The organism is Terriglobus roseus, from assembly GCF_900102185.1.
GTDB classification, from domain to species: domain Bacteria; phylum Acidobacteriota; class Terriglobia; order Terriglobales; family Acidobacteriaceae; genus Terriglobus; species Terriglobus roseus_A.
This window is the reverse complement of the sequence record NZ_LT629690.1, coordinates 3859041-3877218: the sequence shown is the minus strand read 5'-3', so window position 1 is coordinate 3877218 and position 18178 is coordinate 3859041. Positions and strand designations below refer to the sequence as shown.

Annotated in this window: 10 protein-coding genes and 1 other RNA gene; 6 read left to right on the top strand and 5 right to left on the bottom strand. The window is 58.0% G+C overall.

The features are described 5' to 3' along the window. Position 1 precedes the first annotated feature (1 nt). Positions 2-1948, bottom strand: coding sequence for an enterotoxin (locus tag BLT38_RS16175; protein WP_156785166.1), 1947 nt, complete (start codon positions 1946-1948; stop codon positions 2-4). 39 nt (positions 1949-1987) lie between these two features. On the opposite strand from BLT38_RS16175, the gene hpnI reads away from it, so the two are divergent. The 3 genes from hpnI (at position 1988) to BLT38_RS16160 (ending at position 6570) form a co-directional block, all read left to right on the top strand. After that, complete coding sequence (gene hpnI, locus BLT38_RS16170) at positions 1988-3148, top strand: bacteriohopanetetrol glucosamine biosynthesis glycosyltransferase HpnI (RefSeq protein ID WP_083346117.1); 1161 nt, start codon at positions 1988-1990, stop codon at positions 3146-3148. A 567-nt stretch (positions 3149-3715) separates the two neighbouring features. Continuing rightward, positions 3716-5017 (top strand): serine hydroxymethyltransferase, encoded by a 1302-nt coding sequence (glyA, locus tag BLT38_RS16165; protein WP_083346116.1) that lies wholly within the window; start codon positions 3716-3718, stop codon positions 5015-5017. Positions 5018-5151: 134 nt separating this feature from the next. Beyond that, positions 5152-6570: a mercuric reductase gene (locus tag BLT38_RS16160; RefSeq protein ID WP_083346115.1), complete on the top strand. Its 1419-nt coding sequence runs from the start codon at positions 5152-5154 to the stop codon at positions 6568-6570. Here the strand turns inward: BLT38_RS16160 and BLT38_RS16155 are convergent. Further along, complete coding sequence (locus BLT38_RS16155; RefSeq protein WP_083346114.1) at positions 6567-7463, bottom strand: LysR family transcriptional regulator; 897 nt, start codon at positions 7461-7463, stop codon at positions 6567-6569. The genes BLT38_RS16160 and BLT38_RS16155 overlap by 4 nt on opposite strands. Before the next feature lie 149 nt (positions 7464-7612). Here BLT38_RS16155 and BLT38_RS16150 point away from each other — a divergent pair, with 149 nt between their 5' ends. Next, a complete protein-coding gene (locus BLT38_RS16150; protein ID WP_083346113.1) occupies positions 7613-8593 on the top strand; it encodes an aldo/keto reductase in 981 nt (326 codons plus the stop codon). Between the two features lie 62 nt (positions 8594-8655). Here the strand turns inward: BLT38_RS16150 and BLT38_RS16145 are convergent, their stop codons facing one another. Both BLT38_RS16145 and bamA read right to left on the bottom strand, forming a co-directional pair. Next, positions 8656-10203 carry a carboxylesterase/lipase family protein gene (locus BLT38_RS16145; protein ID WP_083346112.1) on the bottom strand — a complete coding sequence of 516 codons (1548 nt, stop codon included), beginning with the start codon at positions 10201-10203 and terminating at the stop codon, positions 8656-8658. A 127-nt stretch (positions 10204-10330) separates the two neighbouring features. Continuing rightward, on the bottom strand, positions 10331-13333 hold the full coding sequence (gene bamA / locus BLT38_RS16140) for an outer membrane protein assembly factor BamA (RefSeq protein ID WP_083346111.1): 3003 nt from the start codon (positions 13331-13333) through the stop codon (positions 10331-10333). Positions 13334-13714: 381 nt separating this feature from the next. Here bamA and BLT38_RS16130 point away from each other — a divergent pair, with 381 nt between their 5' ends. Together BLT38_RS16130 and rnpB are read left to right on the top strand one after the other, a co-directional pair. Next, a complete protein-coding gene (locus BLT38_RS16130; protein WP_083346109.1) occupies positions 13715-14104 on the top strand; it encodes a carboxypeptidase-like regulatory domain-containing protein in 390 nt (129 codons plus the stop codon). A gap of 67 nt (positions 14105-14171) precedes the next feature. Further along, an RNA gene (gene rnpB, locus BLT38_RS16125) (RNase P RNA component class A) lies at positions 14172-14601 on the top strand. Positions 14602-14722: 121 nt separating this feature from the next. Here rnpB and BLT38_RS16120 read toward each other — a convergent pair. After that, the gene (locus BLT38_RS16120) at positions 14723-18112 is read right to left on the bottom strand and encodes a TonB-dependent receptor (RefSeq protein ID WP_231966564.1); all 3390 of its coding nucleotides are present in this window, start codon (positions 18110-18112) and stop codon (positions 14723-14725) included. Positions 18113-18178: the final 66 nt, after the last annotated feature.

Below are 18178 nucleotides of genomic sequence, written 5' to 3'. Positions count from 1 at the left end.
TTTAGTGCTTCGGTGTAAGCACCACAGTCTTCACTTCAAACGGCTGCAGAGCAAACGTGTGTTCACCACTGATCGCCGCAGCAGAAGAAGCATCCTTCTTCCACGGACTCTGGGCTGTAAACGATGCAGCCTGCCCCTTCGGAACTTCCAGCACCTTCGCCACATCCAGCGTGATGCTCTGCGGCTTATCGCTAGGATTACGCAGCGTCAGGATCGACTTCTTCGCAGACCATGCAGCCCATCCATACACTTGTAGTTTCACCGGATCGCCGCCAACCCAGTGCGTGTCCTTCAACACATCCGCATTCGCACGCGACCACTTCGCAGCTTCCGCAAGATCATCCCAGTTCTGCTGCGAGAGCAACGACGGCGTAATGTACAACTCCTGCAACTGCGTTCCCGTGCCAAAGTAGCTGCGTACTTCATTGTGGAAGCTCTCGCCATATTCCACGTTCAGCTTCTTATGTTTCTCCGCGTAGATGATGCCATGCAGCATCAACGAATTCAGCGGAAACAGCGGACCCGCCTGCACCACGCGCTGATACGTGTCCGCATCGCGATACGTAATCCACTTCTCGCGCCAATTGCCCACACCCGCAAAGTCATCATCTTCACCACCGCGCCAAATGCTGTCCGCGGTGCGTAGCCAGAACGGTGAAGGATAGGTGCCTGTGGTCAGGTTGATGTAGATATCCGGCTTCTCTTTACGCAGATCTTCAATCAACGCAAGCGCCGCTGCGAAGTCAGAATCAAATGCGCTACCGGGAAACACACGGTCGGCATTGCCAGTGCCGTCAAACTTGAACTGATTGATGCCATACTTGCGCACCATCTCCAGGCACACTTCCCTGAAGCGTTCGTAATACTTCGGCCCTGAGAGCGCGAAACCGTTATCAACAATTTCGTAGCCCTGTTCACGGCCATAGTTCACGCGGTCTTTCTTGGGCTTACTGTAACCGCCCCACGGACTCATCCACACACCGGGCGCATATCCAAACTTCGCAGTCTCCTCACGCACCTTGGTGAAGCCGTTTGGGAAATCCTTCGGATGAAAATGCCACAGTGATGTGTGATCGTCCCATCCGTCATCGAACAGATAGCTGTCCAGCGTTACACCGCGTTTGTCATGCAGTTCTTTTCCAAACGCATCAATGTGGTTCAGCGCCGTCGCTTCGTCGTACGGAGTGAAATAGCCCAGGTCATACCAGGAGTTCGGGTGCAGAAACGTGCGATACGGATGCGCACGCTCCCGCTCCACGTACGCAAGAAAATCGCGGCGCATCTGTCCTTCGCGTGTCGTGCCGAACACAGCCGAATACGTAATCGACTGTCCCTGCTTCAGCGGCAACGTACGCGTCATCCATGCCGATGCCACGCCATCTTTCACCGCGCTCTCGCTCAACGGATGTTCAAACCCGAAGAACATATTGCCGGAGACAATCGGCGAACCCTTCACCGTGCCAACCACCTTCGCACCGGCATCGTTCCAGTGCAGCAACTCCACGGTGCGAATCGGCAAGTCATCTTTCGCCGCTGTCAGCGTCACTGTTTCGCGCAGATAGTTGCTGGCAGTACTCAACACTTTCCAATCCACACGAATCCGTCCATCCGCCGAATGCAGATGCGCCTCCACACCACGCGTCACCGTGCGTTCCGCCATGCGCGAACCATTGGGATGCGCAGCAAGCGTAATCGGAGAAACCTTGCCCTCCAACACCATGTCGCTTGAGGAGTAGCCGGTGCCATCGGCCAGCGTCACGCGAAAGGGAGCAGCGAATGCGACCGTGTGAGGATGCAATCCGTCATGAATCGTCAACGACTGCACATGCCCGTTGCTCACGGCAATTTCAGCGCGAATCTTGGCATCGCCCACGCGATAGGTTTGCGCGTTGGCACAGGGAATGAGTGAAGCAATCAACAGGGCGGCGGACAAAGTCATGCGCGGCATGGAAACCATGTTATCCGCGTCACTCGATACACTGGAAAGGTGACCGTTGCAGAAGCTATCACCCTCGTCACCACGCTACTCACGCTGGCCGGCCTTGCGTTCCTGATGATCGCCCTCCTTGCGGCACGGTCGTTCCGTCGCGAACCTGTATCCGCGCCCCCGGGGGTACTTCCCACCGTCAGCATCCTGAAGCCCATCAAGGGATGGGACCCCGGCCGTTACGACGCCTTCGCCAGCCACTGCACGCAGAATTACGGTGGCCGCTACGAGCTTCTGCTCGGCCTCTCTGACCCGGACGATGAAGACGTCTTAGCCGAAATCGAAAAGCTGCGCGCCGCCCATCCGCAGGCAATCATCCGCACCGTTCCCTGCGGCCAGCGTCTTGGTACCAATGGCAAAGTAAGCACGTTGCTGCAAATGGTGCCGCACACGCTGGGCGAAGTCCTGATCATTAACGACGCAGACATCGTCGTATCCAGCGAATATCTCACCCGCATCATCGCCGATCTCTCCCAGCCCAACACCGGCATGGTTACCGCGCCCTACCTCGGACGCACCGCAACCAAGCCAACCCTCTGGGCGCGTCTCGAATCGCTGGGCATCAGCACAGACTTCCTGCCCGGCGTACTCACAGCGCGGCTGTTAGATCGCGGCGTACGCTTCGGCCTCGGCAGCACATTGGCACTCAAACGCGAAACGCTCGACCGCATCGGCGGCTTCGAACCACTGCTGGACATGCTGGCAGACGACTACGAACTGGGTGTTCGCGTCCACAAGGCAGGCATGCGTGTCGTGCTGTCGCCAGAGGTGGTCAGCACCGCGGTTCCGCAGTACACCTTCCAAAACTTCTGGGAGCACCAACTGCGCTGGGCACGCGGCGTCCGCGACGCCCGCAGGCTCGGCTACCTTGGCCTCTGCCTTAGCTACGCACTGCCCTGGGCGCTGGCAAACGTCATCGCCAGCGGCTTTGCGCTGCCTAGCTTCACCCTGCTTTCGTTGGTCTTGCTGGCACGTGTTGCGGTAGCACTGTCCATGGGCGCAGGAATCCTGCGTGACGGACAGATCTTCCGCGATCTTTGGTTGCTGCCCCTGCGCGACTGTTTCGGTCTGCTGCTATGGGCTTGGAGCTATGCCGGTGAAGATGTTTTGTGGCGTGGGGAACGCTTCCGTTTGAAGCAGGGCAAGCTCATCCGCGAATAAAGGAATCGGTAGCTTTTGAAACGTTAGAGGTGTCGGCCATCGTCCTGCGGCATGCAGACAAATGCGACAACACAAGGAAATACCACGGCGCCTAGCGCCATGCTGGCAAGTATAAGAAGGGTCATTGGGGCGGCCTCCGCTCTCTCGGCGAATCGTTCGGCTGGAGCTTTATTTGTTGAGGTTGCGCAGATATACCGTTCCGTTTGAACGGATGGATAGAAAAGTCAGTTCGTGCGAGCGAATAAGGCTAGTTAAGTTCCTGTTCCCGGTCGCTGTGACGCATTGCGATCAGGCAGGGGAGTATGAGCATTCCAAGAAAAACAGCTGCCACTAAAATACCGTGCATTAGGAGAATCTCAATTCTTAGAGAAGCGTCATTTGCTGCCTCTCATGTCTTTACGGTCATGCATTTAAGACCGAACTGTGATTCCACTAAGGTGGTATGTAGATAGCACGTTTGGGGGATACGATGGCTCGATCGTGTAAAGGGATGCCTAACTTCGAAGAGATGAAATAATGATGTTGCTGCGCCTCCCCGCGCCACTCGCCTGAAAGGAAAGTTTCCCGATGCCTATCGATTTTGAGGCTCCTCTAGCCCTGTCCGATCCAGAGATTGCAGAACAGATTGCCCTGGAGGCAGTGCGCCAGCACGACGGATTGGAGATGATCGCGTCGGAGAACTTCGTCTCTCGCGCTGTGCTTGAGACCGCAGGAACGGTCTTCACCAACAAGTACGCCGAAGGCTATCCCGGCAAGCGTTATTACGGTGGCTGCGAAAACGCAGACGTGGTGGAGAACATCGCCCGCGAGCGCGCCAAGCAGATCTTCGGCGCAGACCACGCGAACGTACAGCCGCACTCCGGCTCGCAGGCCAATGCCGCCGCATACATGACGCTCATCAACCCGGGCGACACCGTCCTCGGCCTCGATCTCGCACACGGCGGCCATCTCACCCACGGCCACAAGCTCAACTTCAGCGGCAAGCTGTACCGCATCGTGGGCTATCAGGTCCGTAAGGACACTGAGACCGTCGATTACGACGAGCTCGAAGCGCTCGCCAAGAAGGAACAGCCCAAGGTCATCGTGGGCGGCGGTTCGGCATATCCCCGCCAGTGGGACTTTGAGCGCATGCGCGCCATTGCCGACTCGGTCGGTGCTTACTTGATGATCGACATGGCACACTTCGCCGGTCTGGTTGCAGGCGGAGCGCACCCGTCGCCCGTACCGCACGCACACGTCGTCACCACCACCACGCACAAGACCCTCCGCGGACCCCGTGCAGGCATGGTTCTCTGCAAGCAGGAGTTTGCGCAGGCTCTCGATCGTTCCGTCTTCCCCGGCCAGCAGGGCGGACCGCTGATGCACATCGTCGCTGCCAAGGCTGTCGCGTTCAAAGAAGCTCTGCAGCCTGAGTTCAAGACCTACGCCGCGCAGACCGTCGCAAATGCCAAGGCACTTGCAGAGGCACTGGCCGGCGAAGGCTACCGCATCGTTTCTGGTGGCACGGATACGCACTTGCTGCTGGTCGACGTCTTCGCCAAGGACATCCTCGGTTCTGAGGCAGAAGCAGCGCTCGGCAAGGCAGGCATCACCGTTAACAAGAACGCCATCCCGTACGACACCAACCCGCCGCTCAAGCCCTCCGGCGTTCGCTTCGGCACACCCGCGCTCACCACCCGCGGCATGAAGGAAGCGGAAATGCGCCAGATCGCTAAGTGGATCGGCGAAGCTCTGGAGAACCGGAACGACGACGCGAAGCTCGCACAGCTTCACGGTCAGGTCAGCGAACTGGCAGAGAACTTCCCGCTCTACGGCTGGCTGCGTCAGCCTGCAAGCCTGGCAGAGCCGGAAGCAGCATTCGCAAGCTAAACGAACAATTTATCGGCAATCGAAAGCCCCGTCCGCGAAACATATGCGGACGGGGCTTTTCTGCCAATGAGGTTTTTCTGCAATGAATTGTTCGCGGCGTATCCTGCATCCAAGTACGCGGGAGAACTCCTCACATGGCAGAGCGGCATTTTGATGCGGTGATCATTGGCTCCGGGCAGGGCGGCAACCCTTTCGCAAAAGCCACGGCAAAGCACGGCTGGCAAACTGCCGTCATCGAGCGCCGCTATACCGGCGGCACCTGCGTCAACGACGGCTGCACGCCATCGAAGACCGTGGATGCCTCCGCGCGCACGGCCTATCTCGCGCGTCGTGGTGCGGACTTTGGTGTGCACACAGGCAACATCACCATCGACCTTGAAAAGGTCTACGAGCGCAAGCAGGCCGTTCTATTGCCTTCCCGCAATAACATCGCAAAGGCTCTCTCCACCAGCGAGAACAGCGCACTGCTCATGGGCCAGGCATCGTTCGCGGAACAGCAGCCCGGCGATGGCACGTATCGCATCGACGTCACATTGAATGATGGTGGATCGGAAACCATCACCGCCAGCAGAGTTTTCCTGAACACCGGCGAGCGCCCACACATCCCCGACAACGTGGAAGGCCTCACCAGCCTGCCCTTCCTCGACAGCACAGCCATGCTGGAACTGAAAGAAGTGCCGGAACGTCTGCTGGTGCTGGGTGCCGGTTACATCGCGTTGGAATTTGCGCAAATGTACCTTCGCTTCGGTTCGAAGGTCACCGTCATCGAACGCGGCGAACGCATCGCACAACATGAAGACGATGACATTGCCCAATGCCTTCGCGACATCCTCATAGAAGACGGCCTTGAAATCCTTACCTGTTCCGCTGTCTCTCGCGCTTCCGGTTCGGCAGGCAACATCACGTTAGACCTTGTCACAGATGATGGCCCCATCGTTTTGAAGGGAACACATCTTCTCGTCGCCATAGGCCGCGTACCCAACGTCGAACCGTTGCATCTCGATCGCGTCGGTGTAAAGCAGAACAAGTCCGGTCACATTGAAGTGAACGATCGCCTTGAAACGTCCGCAAAAAACATCTGGGCCATGGGCGACGTCAAAGGCGGGCCCGCCTTCACACATATCTCGTATGACGACTTCCGTGTCCTCCGCAACAATCTCCTGCAGGGCGGCAACGTCTCCATCAAAGATCGTCTGCTTACCTATTGCATGTTCACTGATCCGGAGCTCGCGCGCTTCGGCCTGAATGAAGCCGATGCGAAGAAGCAGGGCAGAGAAGTGCGCGTCGCATCGATTCCCATGAAGTGGATGGCGCGCGCTCTCGAAATGGACGAGTCACGCGGCATGATGAAGGCGCTCGTCGATCCAGAAACCAAGCAGATTCTCGGCGCCACCATCCTCGGTGTCGATGGTGGCGAAGTCGCGGCGCAGTTGCAGATCGCCATGATGGGCGGACTGCCATACACAGCGTTGCGTGAAGGCATCTTCGCGCACCCCACAAAATCAGAGGCGTTGAACACACTCTTCACGTACTTCCGCGACGGCAAAGACTAAGCAGAAACTTGCGATGGCATCCGCAGCGTGCGGATTAACGCAGTCAAAGCCGCGGGTTGGTTGTGGCGACTGGGATAGTAGAGAAAGTAGCCCGGAAACACCGGGCACCAGTCGCGCATCAATTCCACCAACCGCCCATCGGCAAGGCGTTCGCGCGCAAGCGTCTCCATCGCCATGCTGATGCCGACTCCACGCTCCACACACTGCATCAACAGGTCGCTGTCATCGAAAACCAGCGGACCCTCAGGCAGAAAAGTAATGGCGCGTCGCCCCTTCTCAAATTCCCACCGATAGATGCCGGTGCTGAAACGAAACGCAAGGCAGATGTGGTCTTTCAGATCGCGTGGCGTGCGCGGCTTGGAGTGCGTTGTAAAGTAGCTGGGCGATCCAACCACGGCCAGCCGCAGATCATCGCTCACGCGCACCGCAATCATGTCGCGTTGGATGAACTCCCCAATCTGAATGCCTGCGTCATAGCCGCCAGCCACCAGTTCGGCGCGGTCGTTGGACGTAGTGATGTCCAGCGTAATGTCCGGGTAGGCCTCGGTGAATTCCTTCAGCTTCGGCATCAGCACCACCTGCGCCGCACTGCGTGACACCAGAAGCCGCAACCGTCCAGCAGGGCGGTCACGTTGTTGCTGCGCCTCCGTCAGCGAACGCGCAATGCGTTCCAACGCAGGCTGCACCTCGCGCAACACGGCTTCGCCCGCAGCCGTGGGCGCCACAGATCGAGTCGTCCGCGCCAGCAACTGCACACCAAGCCGTTTCTCCAAACCACGAACACTGTGGCTCAGTGCCGACTGCGAAATCCGCAGTCTCGCCGCGGCCCGTGTAAAGCTTCGTTCCTCCGCAACGGCAGCAAACGCTGCCAGGGCTTGAAGTTCATCCCGCATGATTCATGAATATAGTGCATAACTCCAACCCGCGTAGACCCCTTTTTCTGGAGCAATCCTTAGGCCTAGGATGAAAACAAATCTTGCGCTGGGCCACGGCAATCCCGCCCGTCCCATCCATCTCTTCACGGCATCATGGAGTCCCCAACATGAAAACACGCACACTCGGAAAGAATCTGAAAGTCTCCGCGCTCGGCTACGGCTGCATGGGCCTCAGCTTCGGTCTTGGCCCGGCCACGGACAAGACAGAAGCTCTGCACATCCTGCGCACCGCCTATGACAGCGGCGTCACCTTCTTCGATACGGCAGAGGCATACGGCCCATTCGCCAACGAAGAACTCGTAGGCGAAGCGCTGCAGTCCGTCCGCGACAAGGTCGTCATCGCCAGCAAGTTCGGCTTTAAAGGGGGCGTCTCCACCGCTGGAACGGACAGCCGCCCGGAAAACGTCCGCGCCTATGTTGAAGCAGCACTCAAGCGCCTTCGCACCGACCGTATCGACCTGTTGTACCAACATCGTGTCGATCCCAACGTGCCCATTGAAGATGTTGCAGGCGCTGTGAAAGAACTCATCGCCACCGGCAAGGTACTTCACTTCGGAATGTCTGAGGCGGGAGCTGCCGCCATCCGCAAAGCACACGCCGTGCAGCCCGTAACAGCACTGCAAAGCGAGTACTCCCTGTGGTGGCGCGAGCCGGAAAAGGAAATCATTCCCACGCTGGAAGAACTCGGCATCGGCTTTGTGCCCTTCAGCCCGCTCGGCAAGGGCTTCCTCACCGGCGCCATCTCGCAGGAGCAGCAGTTCCCCGACGGCGACTTCCGCAAGATCGTCCCACGCTTCAGCGAAGAAAACCGCAAGGCCAACCAGAAGCTGGTGGACACCCTCGGCACCCTCGCTGACGAAAAGGGCGTAACCCGCGCGCAGATCGCACTGGCATGGCTCCTCGCACAGAAGCCATGGATCGTCCCCATCCCCGGAACCACGAAGATCTCGCGCCTGCAGGAAAACCTCGGCGCAGCCAACGTGGACCTTACCGCAGCCGACCTCAGCCAGATCGAAAGCGCCCTCAAGGACATTGAGGTACAAGGCGAACGCTACCCCGCCAGCTTCCAGGCCCTGGTCAACCGCTAAGACAAACCAAACAAAAGGGGAGGCGCAGTCATCGCGCCTCCCCTTTTCTGCATAGCAGTGGCTTAGTGCTTCGCCTCAGCGCTCGTCAAAAACTCAAACTCCGCGCGAGTGCTATCCGGGCCAGCAGTAATCGTGCTGTCCAGATGAATCACAGCCTTGTCCTGGTCATAACGAGGCCACTTCGGCAGACCCCTCCCATTCGGATCGCCAGTCTTCGCAAAGTTCGTCCAGTAATCCATCATCTGCATGCTCAGCGTCCGCGCCTCAGGCTTCCACGTCGCACCCTGCCGCACATCCTGCGTGCCAAAGACATACTCTAGCTCCGCTGAATGGAAGGCTCTCGGCAAAGGATGAAGCCGTTCCGCCGGTGACAGCTGATCAAAGCGATAACGATAGACCGGCACCTTGCCCGTCGCCACATCCGCCTCCGCCCACTTCCAAGGGGCCAGCGCAATGAACTGCGCAGTCGTCAGATCGTCCGCAGAACGAATAGCCTGCTCGTCCGTATCACCCGGAAAGGCTTTCAAAAATTCATCTGCACGCGCGCCATAGTGTTCCGTCGCATAAGCTTTCCACTTCACCGCAGTCATGTCCTTGCTAAGCGTGCCAGTGCGTTCATCATGATTCCAGCCAATGATGGCAGGCACATGCGCCTGATGCCCCGCAGCATAAGCGTCCGCCAACGACTCCGGAAGAAACACTCCATCCTGCACCGGCGAAAAGCCAGCGCCTCGGCTGTTTTTTACTGAGTCCAGAACCTTGTCTGCAGGCATAGCGCGCAAGTCTGCAAGACTCTTTGCACCGGTAGAGTCAGCCCACATCTGATCGCGCTTGCCGCGTTGATCCATCGTGCCCATAGGGATAGCGCCGTTAAACAACGCACCACTCTCACCAATGAATTTGTGGAACAGCCCATGCGCACTCGGCGTAACGGTCAGCGCACTCACCGCAAACGACCCGGCACTCTCACCAAAGATCGTCACGTTCCCGGCATCGCCGCCGAACGCACCAATGTTCGCCTTCACCCACTGCAGCGCGGCCACCACGTCCATCAAGCCATAGTTGCCCGCATGACCACCGTTCTCTTTCGCTAGGTCATTCGTCGCAAGAAAGCCAAACACACCCAGCCGATAGTTCAGGGTCACCAGCACCACGCCACGATCCACCAGCGGCGAATCCGAGTACCGAGGCTCAGATCCCGCACCAGCAATAAAGCCTCCGCCATGGATCCACACCATTACCGGCAGCTTGCTGGTCGCCTTCGCTTTTGCCGGCGTGTAGACATTCAGGAACAGGCAATCTTCCGAAGGCCCGGCATCCTGAAAAATGTAGTCGTCCCACACATGCCACTGCTCGCAACGCGCACCAAACTTCGTCGCGTCACGCACGCCGCTCCAGCGCGCAGGCGGTTGCGGCGCCTTCCAACGCAGATCGCCCACAGGAGGCGCGGCATACGGCAGTCCAAGAAACGCCTTCTGCGAACCGTTGCGAATCCACTTACCCGACGCATCTCCCTGCGTCGTCTTCACGGTCGGCGCAGCTTGCGCCAGCAGCAAGGTGCAAGGAAATAACAGGGCCACACAAGCCACCCAAACACGCTTCAACAACATACAAACACTCCCCGGCAAAGCGACGATCACGATAGCACAGCGTTAGGCAGACCTTCGTGTCGCTAGGAGCAAAACACGAAGGGGATGCGATCATCGCATCCCCTTCGTTGTTACTTGTTTGTTTCGTTTAGAACGTTGTGCTGACGCTCAGACGAAGTGTCTTACGCGGTTCGCGCAGAATGTAGTCCGCACCATAGAACTGCAGTGCCTGTGCGTAGGTGTAGCGGCCAGCAGCGGAGTTCGGGAAGAAGCTCTGGAAGGTAGCTGCATCCGTAGCCAGCTTCTGCGGCAGCGTCTCGTACAGGCGCAGCGGGTTATACGCGTAGAACAGGCGGAACGGCGCATTCACGATCGGCAGCACCACCTGGAACTCCACACCGTTTGACATACGCGGCACAAAGTTCGTGCCCGGTGCTGTCTGCAGACGCGTCGGGAAGCTCAACTGCTTGCCGCCGGTGCAGGCGCCGTTGACGAAGTTGCTGCAACCATACAGCGGGCTCGACAGTGAAGCCGCACCCAGCACGCTCTGTTGCAACTGGCTCGGAACCGCGTTGAACGTCAGGTTGAAGTCCGTGAAGAACGCGAACGTGACCTGCGAAACGATCGGGATACGGTATTCCAGATTGCCCGTGAACGACGTATCGCCACCCACCGTCACCAGGCGGTAGATCGGCAACGGAATCTGTGCGTTGCCCAGCGTGTTGTTCGAAGGATCACGTGGAACCGTGGAACCATCCGGGTTCGTCAGGTTGAACTGCACGCGCGTCGGAATGAACACGTACGGTGTTGCCGAACGGATATCGAAGCCGCGGATATCGCTTTCGCCGCCACCGTATACACGGTTAAACGGAGGAGCAACCTGTCCGCCAAAGCCTTCCACGTGTGCCAACTGTGCACGCATACCCAGCACGTTGTGGCCTTCGCGGTTAATCCGCAGACCCTTCATCGGGTAGAACTGGCGGAACGATGCCACGGGCGAGAAGTACTTCACGTTACCGCCCGCACCAGCCACCTGGATTGCCAGGTTGAAGTCGCGTCCGGAGTGAGGACCAGCCGCACGATCCACCGAAGAGTACGTGAACGAAGGCGTAATGATCGACGAGATGATGCCGCCCAGCGCATTCGATGTCTGCAGACCGCTGCGATAGTTCAGCGTTTCAAACACGTTGCGGGTGTTCTCGTTAAAGGTCGTGATGTTCGAACGCGACAGCGCATACGAAACACCCACACGCGTAATGCCAACCGCATGCTTGAACACATGGCGCAGCGGCGTGGATGCCGACAACGTCAGACCAGTGCTGGACTGGTTATAGTTCGTCAGCAGCGACTGCTGCGCGTTGCTCAGGTTCTGGCTCGCACCCGCAGCTGCATAGCTCTTCGCCGGGTTGTAATCGTACTTCTGCGCAAACACCTGGAAGCCAACCGAGATCGGCTTGTTGCGCAGATACGGCTCCGTAAAGCCGAAGGTCAGGTTACGCGACAGATCGCCGATGTTCGCTACGACTGAGAGCGTTTCACCCAAACCAAGGAAGTTGTTCGTCTCGTAGTTCAAACCGATGAACGAACCGCTCAGACCAGACAGACCGCCGTTCAAGCCGATGGAGTTCTTGCCCTTTTCCTTCAGCTTCAGCAGCAGGTCAACCGTGCCTTCGTCGTTGTTGGTGCGGGTTTCGCTGTCCTGGTCGGCCTTCAGTGTTTCGAAGTAGTTCAGCTGGTTCAAACGCAGGATGGAGTTTTCCCATGCCTGGTTGTTGTACTGCTGACCTTCTTCCAGCATCAGTTCGCGGCGGATCACGCGGTCACGCGTAATGGTGTTGCCGCTGAACTCAATGCGCGACACATAGAAACGCTTACCGGCATCAATGTCGATGGTCAGCGTAATGGTCTTCTTCTGCTCATCAAAGGTCGGCGTGGGAACAGCGGCCATGTTGATGAAGCCGAGCGAGCCATACGCCTTACGAAGATTTTCCAGACCCTTGCCGAAGACGGTGGCGTTGAAGTAATCGCCATCCTTCTCTGCAAACTGCGCACGCAGCGCATTCGTGTTTACAACAGTCTTGTCGTAGCCGGTGAACTTGATGGCTTCCAGCTTGTAGCGGGAGCCTTCTTCCAACGGAATCTCAATGTCAATGCGCTTGCCGTGGGTCGGGTGCATCGTGAAGATGTTGAACCCACCGCTGTCGCGTACCTTGGTCAGCGGTTCGCCCGGCTGCACCTTGAAGTAGCCGCGCTCACGGTAAACCATGCGCACGCGCTCCACGTCCTCGTCCAGCTTGGTTGCGTCAAACGTGCGCGCAAACAGGTCTTCCAGGATGATGGAGTGCGGAATACCAATGGGCTTTGAGTTCTTCATCGCAGCGCGCAGTGTGCGGCTGTTGATGCGCTCGTTACCCTTGAAGCCGATCTTGCCAACCTTAACGGTCGGGCCTTCCTTCACAATGAAGGTCACCGCAACACGTGCCGGCGGAATCGTCTTCACTTCCGTGCGCACGGTAGCAAACTGGTGGCCGTGCTCGGCCAGAAGCTGCTTCAGGATCACTTCCTTGCGCTTGATCTTGGTGGGGTCGTACTGGCTCTCGACAGAGACGCCGACCTTGGCCTTCTTATCGCGTTCCAGCACGTCAGAGACGGTGACCGCGTTCAGGCCCTTGTAATTGATTTCGCCAATAGTGGGCTTTTCGCGCACATAGACAATCAGCTGGGTGCAGCCACTGCCTTCGGCCTTTTCAATCTGCACGGACTCAAAGAAGCCGGAGTTCCACAGCGAGTTGAAATCGCGTTCCACGGTCGCCGGGTCATACTGCGAACCCTGCCGCGAGAAAAGACGCGCAATGATCGATTCCTTCGGATAGCGCCGGTTGCCGACCACCTGCGGTGCGCAAAGGATTTCTCCCGTGCCTGCAGATGCGGCAGGAGCTGGTGCTGCCTGCGCCTTGGCGATTCCTGTGGTCGCGGTGCCGCAAAGTAATACTGCGGCGGCAGCCAGCCCTGTGGTTCCACGGCTGCCGATGGCGCGACTAACTCCGATCAAACGATGAAGTGAGGAGAACCGCTCTTGTCTTGGCTGATGCTCTGGGACGTTTGCAACGCCCTGTTCTACGGTTTTGATAACAACACCCTCACTGCCCATGAAACTCGGATACACACGGCGGCCCGCGGCTCCCTTTCGCACGGCCCGCAATCCCGTATGACTGAAAGACGATTATAGGGGAACGGGGATAGCCGGAGCGAGTCCATGAATTTACAAGAGGTGTCGTTCATCGCACCCTGCACCTCTTCTGGTGCAGACCAGAGCCATTCCGGCACCAAAAAGCAGGGCATTGTTAACAAAAAAATCTTTGTGCCAATCTTCTGCGCATCCAAATTTCTGTTGCCGACCACGGCACGGCGCATGATCGACGTTTCCTCTGATCCTTCAAATAGCGTCACACTGGCATGACGAACATTCATTGCTGGCAAATTGCCGCGATACTTATTAAGTCCGCCGTTCCCAGTATCGAGGTGAAGCTGCATGGCATTTAAATCCGTTGTCCGCCGCAGGCTCATCCGACGCATGGTCACGTCTGCGATCGTTCTGGCGGCACTTCCGGCTGCATTCGTTGGAATCAGGGCGCAGATTACGCGCAATCCGCTGCGCAGCGTCAGCGGGGCGGTTACAGATGGCAGCAGGGAGCCTCTGCGCGGAGCCGTCGTCCAGATTGAGGCAGAAGACACGCTCGTCATCCAGAGCTACGTCACGGATGAACGCGGAACCTACCACTTCCGCAACCTCCGCCCCGACGCCGACTACCGCGTTTGGGCCACCTTCCGGGGCCAACGCTCAAAAACGCAGGAGATGAGCAAATTTGATCGCAAACCGGATCGCGAAATCTCTCTCTCCATCGAGCTGGGCAAGGACTAATTCGCCTCATCGCCGATCAGTAAACAAAACGTTCAAGAATGAAAACCGGCGTACACTGAAGTGAATGCAGGTGGATCGAACGATCGCTGCTGCTGCACGCACGTTTGTTGCAGCAGGGGAGGAAAGTCCGGACTCCAAGGGGCAGTGTGCCGGGTAACGCCCGGGATCGGCGCTTGAAGGCGACGAGACGGCCAGTGCCACAGAGAAGATACCGCCGCGAGCAATCGCGGTAAGGGTGAAAAGGTGCGGTAAGAGCGCACCGCGCAGGCAGTAATGCAGGCGGCATGGTAAACCCCACACGGAGCAAGACCAAATAGGCGGGAAGATCGCACGTTCGCGTGCGTGATGCGTGCCGGCCCGGTGCGCCAGACTCGCGGGTAGGTTGCTGGAGCCCCGCAGTAATGCGCGGCCTAGAGGAATGATCGTTCAGCGCAGAAGTCCGAGCGAGAGCAGAGATGGTGCGTGGACAGAATCCGGCTTACAGGTCCGCCTGCATATTCAAATCCAAAACAACCGCCTCCTGAAAGAAAATCGCCGGACAGTGATTAGCTGTCCGGCAGGAGGCACTACGTTTATGTTTTCTTGTCTTCCAATACGGATTGGGACCGCGTTCCGAAGTTAAAAGTTGAGCTTCAGCGCAAATTGGATCAGGCGTGGCGTGTAATTGGGGTCCACTGCCGTTACCGTGCCGAAAGCCGTGTTGCCAAGCTGCACATTGCCGCTGCCCTGGCTAATGATCCAGCTCGGAGTGTTCGAAATGTTGAACGCCTCGGCGCGGAACTGAATCTTGGCGCGCTCCGTCACCGCGAAGTCCTTGAACAGCGACAGATCCACGTGGCGGAAGTGGGGTCCAAACAGCGAATTGCGCTGCACGTTACCCACGGTTCCCAGCGGCTGTGGCGCAAACGCCGCCGTGTTGAACCAGTGCGCAAAGCTCTGACCACCCGCGCGCGGATCGCCAATCAGGTTCGGACGGTCGGTGCCGCCGTTGTTGATCGGCGTAGCGCGGTTGTTATAGCCGCCTGCCGACGTGTTGTTCAGGATGGAGAACGGTTTACCCGTCTGCCATACGCTGATCGTGTTCATCTGCCATCCACCGAACGCGACCCGCTCCAACGCATTGCCAAACTGGTGTCCTGCCCAGAACTGGTAGTTCAACGACAGAGCAAAGCGGTTCTGAATATCGTTTTCCGCAATGCCATAGTCAATGTTCCGAATGTTCGTGGGATCGGCGTTGTAAGCACCCTGCGCACCCTCCTGGCTGAAGCCGGTCACATCGTTCATGCCCTTCGCCCAGGTGTAGTTCGCGTCAAACGACAGCCCCTTCACAAAACGCCTCTGGAAGCTCGTCTGCAACGAGTTGTAGTTCGACACGCCTTCGCTCAACATCCATCCCACACCCGCCAGGTTCGGCAGAGCAGCGCTCAGCGGACGCGCACTCGAAGCACCGCCACTCACGCTGTTACCCGGCTTCGGCACGTTGATGTCGTTGATCGTCTGCGGCAGGTGCTGGCCCAGGTTGCCCACATAACCAATCGTGAACACATTGGCGCCAAACTGCTGCTGCACCTGCAGGTTGAACTGCTGAATCATTGCAGACCGGAACTTCGTCGACTCCGCAATGAAGCTAAGCCCCGGCGAGTTGATCGTCTGCGCCACCGGCAGCGGCAAGCCTTGGCTGAACGTCGGATAAGCACCCGGTACCGTGCCGCAATCCGGATTCGTCGCCGTAGGAGCAACGCCCTGCGACGCCTGAATCTGATAGCCGATCGACGACACGCAGTTCGGCGAATACACCGAAACAAACGGCGCATTCTTCAGATCAGCGTTCGACGTGTAGTTGCCCGGGAAGTAGCTCAGACCATAGCCACCACGCAGCACCGTATTCGGCGACACAGACCAAGAGAAACCCAGTCGTGGAGCCACATTGCTGTAGTCGGTCCCAATGCCTGCCGTACCGCCCACACCGTTCTGCCCCGGCACCTTCAGCGCCTGCGCAATGTTCGTGGCGTTCAGCGTCTTCGCCTGGTCGAAGTCAAAGTTTGAAATCCGACCATGCGCTTCCGTGAACGGCGTGAACAGGTCATACCGAACGCCATAGATCACCGTCAGATTGGGCGTCGCCTTCCAGCTATCCTGTGCGAAGAAGCTCGGCTCCCACGAACGATAGTCAGGTGGCACCAGGTCATAGTTGCGGCTCGCAGACGAGAACGCACCCACCAGCGAACTGGCCAGTTGATTGTCCTGCTGCTTCTTCTGATTGCCCGGAACGTTGTCGCTGATCAGACCAAAGCCATACTGGCCTGCAGGAAACGCACTCTGTACATTGCGAGCCTGTCTGCGGATAAGCCCCGCCCCAAACTTCACATTGTGATTGCCCTTCGTCCAACTCACCGCCCCGCTGTACTGGAACGTGTTGTCAATGTCCTGCAGCGGAACGTACGCGCCATCACCAATGTCGTTGAACGGACCAAACTGAATCGGCGTCAACACATTCGAGTACTGGCTGAAGTTCATATTCGGACCAAAGCCCACCGTCGTATCCGCGTTCTTGCCATAGTTCAGCGGCAACGACAGGTTGTTAATGCGCGTATACCCCGCCTTCAAATCCATCAGCAGGTTCTGCGAAAAGATATGCGTGTAGTCGAAGGCGTACTGTTGTGCCGCGTTCGTCGCAGGACCGGAAAAGTTATAGCGACCACCTGAGATTTCCAATCCGTTCACCACACCCAACCCCGGCGGCGTAAACGAATCCACATGGTTGTACGTGTAACGACCAAAGAACAGATTGCTCGCGTTGAAACGATGATCAACACGCACATCAAACACATTGCTGAACTGTGTCTTGTTCGGGCTGATGACGTAGTTGTTCGTTAACCCCGCGCGATTCGGTGCCGGGAACAGCTTCAGGTAGTTCAACGCAATCGGATTGATCGCATATCCCTGCGTTCCCGCACCCTGCGCCACCAGCGCCTGCGGACTGCCGCCGCCAATGCTGTTGATGTTGTTGTACTCATCAATGGTCGGCACCGTGTTTTGATAGGTGACTCCAGTCACCTGGCGGAAGCCTTCATAGTCACCAAAGAAGAACGTCCGATCTCGCCAGATACGTCCACCAATCGATCCACCAAACTGGTTCTGCCGTAGTTCTGGCTTGCTGCCAGTTGTCTGCAACACCTGCCGCGAATCGAAGACATCGTTGCGAAGATATTCGTAGGCGCTGCCGTGGAAGGTATTCGATCCGCTCTTCGTAACAATGTTCACCACGCCACCCGCCGTACGTCCGGCTTCCGGTGCATAGCTGTTCGTCTGAACGGTGATCTCCTGAATGCCTTCCACATTCGGACGAACGCCGCTGGTACCAATCACGCGCTCGTTGTTGTCAAAGCCATCAATGATGAAGTTGTTCAGCGTATCGTCCTGTCCGTTCACGCTGAACGAGCTTGACTGACGACGATCGTCCGGTCGGCCGCCGCTGGTCAAACCGTTGCCGGGGCCTTCGTTCGCTCCGGGAACCAGTTGCACCAGCTGTACATAGTTGCGGCCATTCAGCGGCAGGTCCTGCACGCTCTGCGCCGTCACGGTTGAGCTGACGGTCGCGTTCTCGCTCTGCAGCAGCGGAGTCTGCGCTTCGACTGTGACGGTCTCGTTCACATTGCCCAGTTCCAGCTTCACGTCAGAACGTGCACGGTCACCGGCTTCCACTCCCAGGTCCGTCACCGTGGTGGACTTGAATCCGTTGCTGGTCACTGTAATGCGGTAGTGTCCCGGCTGCAGCAGGGTAAACAGGTAGTTGCCGCTGGCATCTGTGGTCGCCGTGCGGCTTTGGTTCGTGGCAAGACTCTTCAGCGTGACACTTGCGTTTGGCATTGCCGCGCCAGAGGCGTCGGTCACGGTCCCAATAATGTCTGCTGTCGTCAATTGGGCATGCGCCACACCGGCGCCTCCCAGTACGGAAAGTATGACGGCGGCCCGCGCAATGCTCGCGGGTGCCGTCATCTGGCTCATCCAAAAATTACTGCTGTTGCGGTTCATAGTTATCCTTTGCCTTCGTGTGGGCTCTTGCGTGGGCAC

Bases quoted from the DNA above. Each gene is read 5' to 3' on its own strand.
- BLT38_RS16175 (WP_156785166.1), bottom strand. From the start codon at position 1,948: ATGCCGCGCATGACTTTGTCCGCCGCCCTGTTGATTGCTTCACTCATT.
- glyA (WP_083346116.1), top strand. From the start codon at position 3,716: ATGCCTATCGATTTTGAGGCTCCTCTAGCCCTGTCCGATCCAGAGATT.
- BLT38_RS16160 (WP_083346115.1), top strand. From the start codon at position 5,152: ATGGCAGAGCGGCATTTTGATGCGGTGATCATTGGCTCCGGGCAGGGC.
- BLT38_RS16155 (WP_083346114.1), bottom strand. From the start codon at position 7,463: ATGCGGGATGAACTTCAAGCCCTGGCAGCGTTTGCTGCCGTTGCGGAG.
- BLT38_RS16150 (WP_083346113.1), top strand. From the start codon at position 7,613: ATGAAAACACGCACACTCGGAAAGAATCTGAAAGTCTCCGCGCTCGGC.
- BLT38_RS16145 (WP_083346112.1), bottom strand. From the start codon at position 10,203: ATGTTGTTGAAGCGTGTTTGGGTGGCTTGTGTGGCCCTGTTATTTCCT.
- bamA (WP_083346111.1), bottom strand. From the start codon at position 13,333: ATGGGCAGTGAGGGTGTTGTTATCAAAACCGTAGAACAGGGCGTTGCA.
- BLT38_RS16130 (WP_083346109.1), top strand. From the start codon at position 13,715: ATGGCATTTAAATCCGTTGTCCGCCGCAGGCTCATCCGACGCATGGTC.
- BLT38_RS16120 (WP_231966564.1), bottom strand. From the start codon at position 18,112: ATGAGCCAGATGACGGCACCCGCGAGCATTGCGCGGGCCGCCGTCATA.